Source organism: Pinirhizobacter sp., assembly GCF_035317885.1.
In the GTDB taxonomy this organism is placed as follows: Bacteria; Pseudomonadota; Gammaproteobacteria; order Xanthomonadales; family Rhodanobacteraceae; genus Pinirhizobacter.
In genome coordinates this window covers 1-9436 of sequence record NZ_DATHFX010000057.1, presented here as the reverse complement: position 1 = coordinate 9436, position 9436 = coordinate 1, and the positions used below count along the sequence as shown (strand labels likewise).

The following is a 9436-nucleotide window of genomic DNA, read 5'->3' as shown; positions in this document are numbered from 1 at the left end:
AATAGCGCATGCATTTCACCAAACATGTCGCTGCCGAACGCGGTGTCCAGATCGATGCCAAGCGCTGGGGTCAGGCCATGATCGATCGCCTGCTGATAAGCAAAACGCTCATCGTCAAAACCAAACAGCGCATCCGAGCGCGGATTGACGGTGACGTTCACGCCGGCATCCGCAAACAGCTTCCATGTTTCTTCCGGAACACGCGTGCAGTGGTTGAAGATGTTGTGGGGACCCAGCACACCGGGTTTGGCGAAGTCGGGGCCCAGCTTGGCGAGGTCGCCGAGGAACTCGGTAAGGATGTGCATATCCAGCTCGCGGGCAACCTTCCACCAGTCCAGGTTGAGCTGGCCGAACAGCCCCACGCGAACGAGCGAGCCGCCATGGTTCCAGTTGTCGGCAAGACGCTTCAGGTCCGACGGCAGATGCGCGGTCGACGCCTGCTTGTCCATGGGGGCACCGACCATGTGCAGCGCACGAATACCGGTGTCTTCCAGTGCGTCCAACGCCGCATCGGTGTGCCCGGGGCTGCGGGATGAATGGCACGCATCGATGATCGTAGTAATGCCTGCGTCCAGTGAGGCGACGGCCGTCAGCTTCGTGCTGGTGTACATATCCATGGACCGGTAGTGCTGGCCCAATTTCTCGGCGACGACGTCGATATAGGCGAAGAGATCGTCGACGTTGGGCATCATGCGGCGCATCGCCCCGAGCCACATATGGTGGTGGGCGTCGATCAGACCCGGCATGACGATGCTGCCGGACGCATCGATCACGGTCGCTTCGCCGACCTGGAGATTCGGACCAACGGCCACGATACGGTCACCCTCGACCAGGACGTCGCCAACGGCCAGGTCAGGTACTTTGGCGTCCATCGTCACGACGGTGCCGCCCTTGAACAGGAACTTACGATTCGAGTGAGACATGGGAGGGCTCCTTGGGTAGGTGTGACGAGAAGATAGGCGCCGGGCGAATTTTGATTAAGATGGGGGAGTTCATAACTTCTTTGCTAAAAAGCAAAAGTGGGGCTGTCCCATGGGATTCGATGGCAGGCTGCTTTCAGGCATGAGCGTGCTGGCCACGGTCGTTGAGACCGGCAGCTTCACGCGGGCGGGCGAGGTGTTGGGGTTGTCGGCGTCAGGGGTGAGTCGAGCCGTTTCGCGGCTGGAGGAGCGCCTCGGTATCCGCCTGCTGCATCGGACCACCCGGGCACTGCGTCTTACGGACGAGGGCACTCGGCTCTACGAGCGTGCGGTACCTCATTTATCGGGGATTGAGGACGCTGCCAACGCGGTATCGGGGGCGGCCGAAACGGTTCGGGGCATCTTGCGGGTGAGTCTTAATCCGATCTTTGCCCGAAACGTCCTGGCGCCACGGTTGCCCGAGTTCACCGAGCGCTACCCCGATCTGAATCTGGTCTGCGTGCTGTTACCCGACGCCGGGGACCTGGTTGCCGAGGGGATCGACGTGGCTGTGCGATTTGGGCCACAACCGCCTTCCAGCATGACATCGCGCCGGCTGCTGGAAACTCGCGTGCTCACCGTGGCGTCCCCGTCCTACCTCAAGAAGCATGGGCGTCCGAAGACACCGGAGAAGCTGGTCGAACACGACTGCATCCAGTACATCGACCCGCAGCGGGCCCATTGCTTCGAGTGGGAATTTCGTCGCGGCAAGGAAGTCCGTCCGATCGAGACAACGGGCCATGTGACGCTCACGGACGTGGACACGATGGTGGCCGCTTGCGTGGCGGGCGCCGGCATCGCACAGGTGTTGGCGCTCGGCGTCGAGTCGTTGCTTGCCACTGGCGCCTTGGTGGAACTGTTCCCCGAGTGGCCGGATGAGACCTTTCCGCTTTATGCCATCCGCCCTTCGCGTCGTTTGCCGCCCGCGGCCGTGGAGGCCTTTCTCGACTTCTGCCACACCATCTGCGAAGGGTACCGCCCGGGTGCCGTCACGCCACCGACCCCTTAAGCCAGCTCTCCTCGAGGGAAGGTTTTATCGGCGATCGTGGCGGCAAACAGAAGCGCGCAAAGTAGCGCCATCAATAGGGCCAAGCTGTGCAGTCCAGCGTCAGTGGCACGCGTTCCATACACCAGGCCCAATACGGTGGAGGCGGCGATGGCCCCCACGTATTGCGATGTGCGTTGTAGCCCTGCGGCAGTTCCCATCTCCTGCGCGGGCGCCTGGACGTAGACGGCGGCCTGAATCGACGTAAAGCAAAAGCCTTGTGCAAACCCGAAGAACGAGACGGCAACCGCCAAAAGCCATACCGAGCTTGCAGAATGAACCCATGTCATGACGAGGGAGCCAGTGAGCATGGCGCCGATGCCAAAAAGCATAGGCGCGCGGATACCCTTTGTGCGGGCACCAAGAATGGCGCACACGCCCGCAATGATTGACATAGGCAAAGTCACCAGCCCCGCTTGCGTACTGCTGAACCCCGGGCCGCTCTCCAGCCATTGTGCAAACCCATAGAGCACGGAATACACCATCATGCTCATGGCTGCATTTCGGATGTAGGTAGCAGACAGGGGTTTATTGGCGACTAACATCCGCACGTCAATGAAGGGGCTCTTCTTTCGTCGACTATGCGCAACGAGTACGATGAACAGGGTTGCGCTTAACGCCAGGATCCACCATTCCGGCTGCTGCAAATGCATGAGAAAAATCATGAGGCTGAGCAGGGCACCCGTAAACATCATAATGCCGAGCCAATCGACCTCCGACCACGCATTCGACGTTCGATGAATGGGAGCATCAGCTGGCAACCAGGCAAGTGTCATAGCTAGTGCGAGGCCTGCCAGCGGGATATTGACGGCAAAAATAGATGGCCAGCCAGCCCAATCGGTGAGTACACCACCAAGGGTGGGGCCGATGGCTGAGATGGTGATGGACGCAAGGGTCATGATGCCCAACGCTACGCGGGGTGTACGAAACCCGCGTCGAGCAGATTCGGTCCGGAGAATCTTCATGGCGGAAGGGTAGGCGGCGGAGGTGCCTATACCCAGCAAGACGCGGGAGGCCACCAGGCTGAGCAGTGATCCGGCCCACATGCCCTGTGCACCGGCAACAGCCACCAGTAACAGGCCCACCATGTAAATGCGCCGCGCGCCATATAAGTCGGCAAGACGCCCCATCATGGGTTGCGCCACTGCGCTGGCAAGATAGAGGCCAGCAATCAGCCATCCGGCTTGAGCGACCGTCGCATGGAAATGGCCGCGGATGGGTCCCAGTGCCGTGGAAATCATGGTGGAGTTCACTGGGTTCAACGCAGCCCCCAGTGCCAGAGGGGTCAAAACTCGCGCGCCGATGCTTTCTTTCGGTGGAGAATGCTCCACCTTTTCACTGATAGTCATCGTTGTTCTATGCGCCGGCCAAACTGCGAATCAGCGCGGAAGCCTTTACGAGTATTTCCTGCTCGCCGGGACTCAGTGCCGCCATCGCTTTGTTAAGCCAGGCGCGCTTTACGGATGCGGCGATAGTGCGCGTTTCAATGCCAGCCTCCGTCAAGTTGACCAGGTATTGGCGCCCGTCAGTCGGATGCGCTTGACGGCCCACAAGGCCAAGCTCCTCGAGAAATGCGACGGTGCCGCCCATGGATTGGGGGCGGACCATCTCCGCGCGTGCCAGGTCGGCGATGGTGGAGGGGCCTTCAGTTGCCAGGCGAGCCATCACCGCTAGCTGCGTCCATGACAATTCATGAGTTGCAGATTCCGTGCGCAAGCGACGGGACAGTTGTCCGTGTGCGAGCAAGAGCTCGAGAGATGCGGCCTCGATATCAATGTTGGATTTACCCATGGCTGCATCATTGCACATTAGAAGGTAACCTTGCAAGTTATCCTTGCAAGATTACCTTCCAAGACCTACGGGGGCGGCATGACGCCACAATCAGCTGAATCCTCCGCCTTCTTGCGGCGCGAGGCCGCGCGCTCCTCGATCCAGTCATAGAGCACCGGCAGCAGAATCAGGGTCAGCAGTGTCGAAGTGATGAGTCCACCCACCACCACCGTGGCTAGCGGTCGCTGCGTCTCCGAACCCACGCCGCTGGAAAGCAGCATGGGGACCAGGCCAAGGATGGCGACGCTGGCTGTCATCATCACGGGGCGCATTCGCATGGCGGTTCCGCGGACGACCGCGTCGCGAACCGACATGCCTTTCTCACGTTGCTCGTTGAGGAAGCTCACCAGCACAATGCCGTTGAGCATGGCCACGCCGAACACCGCGATAAAGCCGATGGCTGACGGCACCGACAGGTATTGCCCCGTGATGGCAAGGGCCACGAGGCCGCCAATCGTCGCGAACGGCACGTTTGCCAGGATCAGGCCGGCGTACTTCATCGAATTGAAAGCGGTATACAGCAGGACGAAAATAAAGAAGATCGTGGCCGGTACGATCAAGGCCAATCGCCCCAGGGCGCGCTGCTGGTTCTCGAATGCGCCGCCCCATTCACTGTAGTAACCCGTGGGCAGCTTGATCTTTTGCGCGATCGCAGCATTGGCTTCTTTCACAAACCCGTCGATGTCCCGACCGCGCACATCCATCTGAATGACGGCATAGCGTTGCAGCTGCTCACGACGGATGAAGGAATAACCTTCTGCCTCGCTGACTTCGGCCACCTGGGCCAATTGCACGATCGCACCGGTGGCTGTGCGAATGGGCAGCCGTTCGATCGCCGGTAGCGAGGCTTTGTCGCTATCGTCCAGGCGCACAGCGATGTCGAAGCGACGCACGCCATCGAGCAGGGCCGATACCGGCTCGCCGCCGATGCCATTCTTGACCACGGCCAGGACGTCATCAGCATTCAGGCCATAGCGGGCCAGTGCATCGCGATCGACCTTGATACGTACCTGCGGTTTGCCGATGTTCGCCTCCAGCGCCAGATCGGCAACACCCGGCACGCCGGCCAGGACATCTTTGATCTGACCACTGAGCCGATCCAACTGGCCAAGGTCGTCACCGTAGATCTTCAACGCCAGGGTTGCGCGCACACCCGAAATCAATTCCTCGATACGCATCTGGATGGGCTGGGTGTAGCTGACCACGGCGGTGGGCAGGGCGGTTCCCAGCTCCTTCTGCATGTCTTCTTCGATGGTTTGAAGGGTTTGCCCTTTCCGCCATTGATCCTTTGGCTTGAGCGGGGTGTAGACCTCCATGTAGTTGACGTCGGCAGTCTCGCCTTTCTCGGCACGACCGATCATTGCCAGTGTGGTATCGACCTCGGGGAATTTCTTCTTGATGAGATCGGAAACCTGCCTGGAAATGTTGATCGACTCGTCCAGTGACGCCGAGGGTATCGAGGTGATGCGCCACATGATGGCCCCCTCGCGGAGGTTCGGCATGAACTCCTTGCCCAGGAAGGGGAACAAGGCGAGGCTGCCGACGAGAGCGCCCACGGCCATGCCCAGAACCACCTTGCGGCGCGCCAATGACCAGGCCAGCACCGTGGCGTAATGACGCTTCAGGAAAGCGACCAACCAGGTGTCCTTTTCTTCCTTCGGCTTAAGCACCAACGCGGCCAACACCGGAATCAAGGTCAGGGACAGAAGCAGTGAACCGGCCATGGCAAAGCTGATATTGAATGCCATGGGCTTGAACATCTTGCCTTCCAGCCCTTGCAGGCTGAAGAGCGGCAGGAAGACCACGATGATGATCATGATCGCGAAGGTGATGGGATTGGCAACTTCCTTGGCCGCTGCCAGCACTGCCGCCGTACGGTCAACGGGGCCACCGAGGGCTTTGCGCTCGGCCATGATGCGGAAGGCGTTCTCGACCATGACGACAGCGCCATCAACCATCATGCCGATGCCGATCGCCAGGCCCGCCAGGGACATCAGATTGGCCGACAGGCCGGCGTAGTCCATGCAGATGAACGCGACAAGCATGGCCAGTGGCAATGCCACGACCACGACCAGGGCGCTTCGGAACTCGCCGAGGAAAAGGAACAGGACGATCGCAACCAGGATCGAGCCTTCGATCAGGGCACGAACCGCCGTGCCCACTGCGGCATTGACGAGCTCCGTACGTTCGTAGACGGGCTTGACGACAACTTCGGGGGGCAGGGCCTGCTTGAGGGTCTCCAGCTTCGCCTTGACGGCATCCACCACGCTCTTGGCGTTTTCGTTGATGCGAGCGAGCGCCAGACCCATGACCACTTCTTTGCCATCGCGAGTCACGGCGCCTGATCGGGGGGCACCGGATTCGACGACGGTAGCTACGTCACGGACATAGATGGGCGTGCCGTCCTCGCTCTTCAGCACGATGTTGCGAAGATCGGCCACGTTCTGCACCAGGCCCAAGCCACGCACCAGATACTGTTCGCGACCAACGTCGATGAAGTTGCCGCCAACCTGCGCGTTATTTGCTTGCAGCGCCTCGATGACGTCTTTGAAGCCAAGCCCATGGGCGATCAGTTTCATCGGATCGACGCGAACCTGGTACTGCTTTTCCTGGCCACCCCAAGAGGTCACATCATCGACACCCGGCGCCGTACGCAAGATCAACCGGATCGACCAGTCCTGCAGGGTACGCAGGTCCATGTCGTTCGGCGCGTTCTTGAGCGTGTCATCGGCCCGTTCGACGGTGTACCAGAAGACCTGGCCGAGTCCTGAGGTGTTGGGGCCCATTTCCGGCTTGCCATAACCGGCAGGCAAGCGATCACCCACCTGCTGCAGGCGCTCGTTGACCAGCTGGCGAGCGAAGTAGATGTCCATGTTGTCTTCAAAGTAGACGGACACATACGACAGGCCGAACAGACTGACCGAGCGAATCTCCTGCACCTTCGGCAGCCCGGCGAGCGCTGATTCCACCGGTGTTGTCAGCAGTTGTTCGACGTCCTCGGCGGCAAGACCGGGTGCCTCGGTATAGACATTCACTTGGACAGGCGTGACGTCCGGGAATGCATCGATAGGTAATTGGCGAACGGCCTGGAAGCCAAGGAACCCGATGACCAGGAAGGCGATGAGGACGAGAACCTTGTAACGGAGCGAGAGTTCGACGAGTCGCTGCAACATCACTCTTCTCCCAACTGCGAGCGCAGGAGCCGGGCCTTGAGTGAGAACGCGCCCTTGCGAACATAGACGGTACCCACCGTCAGCCCTTCCTTCACTTCGGTCCAGCCGTCGCGTGTTGCACCGACCATGACCGGGGCGGCCTCAAACTGGTCCTTGCCCTTGACGATGAAAACGGTGGGCTGGTTCTGCAGGATCACCACGGACTCCGCAGGCACGGCGACCGTGGTCCCGCTTTGTCCGACTGTCAGCCGGGCATCGACCAGCTCGCCTGGGTGGAGCAGGTCCCTGGTGTTCTCGACCACGATGCGAACGGGCACGGTTCGCGTGCGCTCATCGATCTGATGGGACAACTGGAGAACCTTGCCGGGCACCTCGGTGCCGTGAACGAGGACGCGGACCACACCGCCGATCTTGATACGCTCGGCATCGCCCGGCGGGACTTGCGCCTGCACCCACACCGAATCCTCCTTGACGATCGTAAAGAGGGTGTGGCCTGGCTCAACGCGTTGACCTGTCAGGAAGTCATCACTGGAGATACGTCCATCAGTCGGCGCCAGAAGCTCGAAACTGCCATCGGCCTGGGCGGATCCGGACTTCAGCAAGCGGCTGATTTGACCATCGGAAAGGCCGTAGGCACGGAGCTTGGCACGTGCCTGGTCGCGGTGGACCTTCGCTTCGTAATAGCGCCGGGCCGACACCGCCTGTGGCCCAAGCGAAGCCACGCGCTGCCAATCCTGTTCGGCGACGATAAGCTCACCCTGGGTGCCAGCCACTTCGACGCTCGATAGTTTCACCAGCGCTTGACCGGCCTTGACGATGTCGCCGAGTTTGGCCTGGCGACTTATTACCTGGGCTTCGATGCGCGGCGTGACAAGGACGGTGGCATAGGCATTTGCCTTGACCTCGCCAGGTGCCCTGATCTCATCGCTTAAGGTACGGACAGTGACTTTGTCCGCCACAATGCCCGCGGCTTTCACCGAGGCGGCGTCCATGACCAACGGGTTGGTGACTGCGAAAGCCGGTGCAAGACCGGCGGCGGCAAGCGCCACGCACAGCACTGAGCGGCGGATACGTGTCGTGGTCATGGGCTTGGGTCCTTAAGATTTCCGTCCAGCCAGTCGGTAAGGCGACCAGCGGCGTTGAGATAATCGAACCAGGCCTGCCAGGTCTGGGTCTCCAGCTCGATCCCGGACAATGCGGTGTCCAGGCTCTGTTTGAGCTGCACGAGATAGTCCGAGGTGCTGATCTCACCGGCCTGCCATAGTTTTTCCAGCATGGCTGTGCGGTCCTCAAAGGCGCCGGCGCGACCCGCGTGAAAAGCCTCGCTGGCCTGACGCATAGCCACATAGCGGGCTAGCGCTTCTTGAAGAACGGCCCGCGCAAGGAACTGGCGAGAGCGCAGATCGGCGGCCGCGGCGGCGACGTCGGCGCGCGCGGCGTCGACTTCGGCACGACCAGTATTCAGTACCGGCAACGGAATCGAGACACTGACGCCAATGACGCGGTCGTTCATCTGCCCCGCACTTACCCGGCCGCCAGTGAGGCTGACCGTCGGATCGGGGATGCGATTGCGCCGCGCGACCTGCTCGCCAGCTTCAGCGCTGCTTTGCTGGGCGCGTGCTTGCACGATGGCTGGCAAATCGTCACTCGAAAGGGGAGTGACCGCCGTTGCCGGCGGCGGTGTGCGCGCAGGCAAATCAGGCATGTTGGCAAGCCGCTCGCCGGAAATGGCAAGCAGCGCGGCTTGGGCACCCGCCTGGTTGCTCGTGAGTGTTGCCTGTTGCATCTGCGCTTCGCCCAAGGCCAGGCCGGCCAGATCGCGCTCGGGACTACTGATGTCGCCGACGCCCAGACGTTTGGTGGCCAGTTCATCGAACCGGCGCATCAAAGCCACACGACGAGTCCCCAGGTCGCTTTGCCGGGCAGCCAGCATTGCCCCGGCCCAGGCTTTCAGCCAGCGGGTCGCAATGTCGCGACGAACCAGGTCATAGCCAGCCTCGGCAACCTGTAACGCGGCATCGCCCTGGGCCGCTCGAGCACGGCGCTTCCCGGAGAGATCCAGCGCAAGGCTCAAGCCCGCCGTGCGCCGATTCACGTCGGCGTTTTCCGCCTCCAGGGCGACGGACGGGTTATAGAGCGGCTGCGCCGCCGCTCGTGCCCGGGCACGGGCGGCATCGAGTTGGGCGCGCGCGGCGTCCACTTCCGGGCTGCTCAACCAGATGGATTGCATTGCCTGTTGCAAGGGCGAGCCCCCCAACACGGGGGGTGAGCCGCTTGGCGACGCGCTCGCTAGAACAGCGCACAGCAAGGAAGCAGCGCCAAGAAGCGCTGCGTAGGAACCACGCATAAATCGATCTCCTGATAACGAACACGGAACGAGCGGTCGTCAGCGACCGTCTCGTGCTGAGAGCGAAATCAGGCGATGGGTG

7 protein-coding genes are annotated in these 9436 nt (G+C 61.3%); 1 reads left to right on the top strand and 6 read right to left on the bottom strand.

Annotated elements, in window-relative coordinates; genetic code table 11:
• A partial coding sequence (locus VK519_RS01735; protein WP_324347063.1) for an amidohydrolase family protein occupies window positions 1–923 on the bottom strand: 923 nt, incomplete at its 3' end.
• Window positions 924–1062: 139 nt separating this feature from the next.
• Between VK519_RS01735 and VK519_RS01730 the strand changes: the two genes are divergently transcribed.
• A complete protein-coding gene (locus VK519_RS01730) occupies window positions 1063–1968 on the top strand; it encodes a LysR family transcriptional regulator (RefSeq protein ID WP_324347061.1) in 906 nt (301 codons plus the stop codon).
• On the opposite strand, the gene VK519_RS01725 is transcribed toward VK519_RS01730, so the two are convergent.
• From VK519_RS01725 to VK519_RS01705, 5 genes are all read right to left on the bottom strand, one after another.
• Complete coding sequence (locus VK519_RS01725; protein WP_324347059.1) at window positions 1965–3353, bottom strand: MFS transporter; 1389 nt, start codon at window positions 3351–3353, stop codon at window positions 1965–1967. The genes VK519_RS01730 and VK519_RS01725 overlap by 4 nt on opposite strands.
• Window positions 3354–3360: 7 nt before the next feature.
• Window positions 3361–3795, bottom strand: a complete 435-nt coding sequence (locus VK519_RS01720; protein ID WP_324347057.1) for a MarR family winged helix-turn-helix transcriptional regulator — start codon at window positions 3793–3795, stop codon at window positions 3361–3363.
• A gap of 65 nt (window positions 3796–3860) precedes the next feature.
• The gene (locus VK519_RS01715) at window positions 3861–7007 is read right to left on the bottom strand and encodes an efflux RND transporter permease subunit (RefSeq protein ID WP_324347055.1); all 3147 of its coding nucleotides are present in this window, start codon (window positions 7005–7007) and stop codon (window positions 3861–3863) included.
• Complete coding sequence (locus VK519_RS01710; RefSeq protein ID WP_414692674.1) at window positions 7007–8056, bottom strand: efflux RND transporter periplasmic adaptor subunit; 1050 nt, start codon at window positions 8054–8056, stop codon at window positions 7007–7009. Before VK519_RS01710 ends, VK519_RS01715 begins: the two co-directional genes overlap by 1 nt.
• A 32-nt stretch (window positions 8057–8088) precedes the next feature.
• Window positions 8089–9237, bottom strand: coding sequence for a TolC family protein (locus VK519_RS01705; protein WP_324347051.1), 1149 nt, complete (start codon window positions 9235–9237; stop codon window positions 8089–8091).
• Window positions 9238–9436: the final 199 nt, after the last annotated feature.

What these genes read in the sequence shown, in the direction of transcription:
- VK519_RS01715 (WP_324347055.1), bottom strand. Translation starts at nt 7,007, where the DNA reads ATGTTGCAGCGACTCGTCGAACTCTCGCTCCGTTACAAGGTTCTCGTC.
- VK519_RS01725 (WP_324347059.1), bottom strand. Translation starts at nt 3,353, where the DNA reads ATGACTATCAGTGAAAAGGTGGAGCATTCTCCACCGAAAGAAAGCATC.
- VK519_RS01720 (WP_324347057.1), bottom strand. Translation starts at nt 3,795, where the DNA reads ATGGGTAAATCCAACATTGATATCGAGGCCGCATCTCTCGAGCTCTTG.
- VK519_RS01705 (WP_324347051.1), bottom strand. Translation starts at nt 9,237, where the DNA reads ATGCAATCCATCTGGTTGAGCAGCCCGGAAGTGGACGCCGCGCGCGCC.
- VK519_RS01730 (WP_324347061.1), top strand. Translation starts at nt 1,063, where the DNA reads ATGAGCGTGCTGGCCACGGTCGTTGAGACCGGCAGCTTCACGCGGGCG.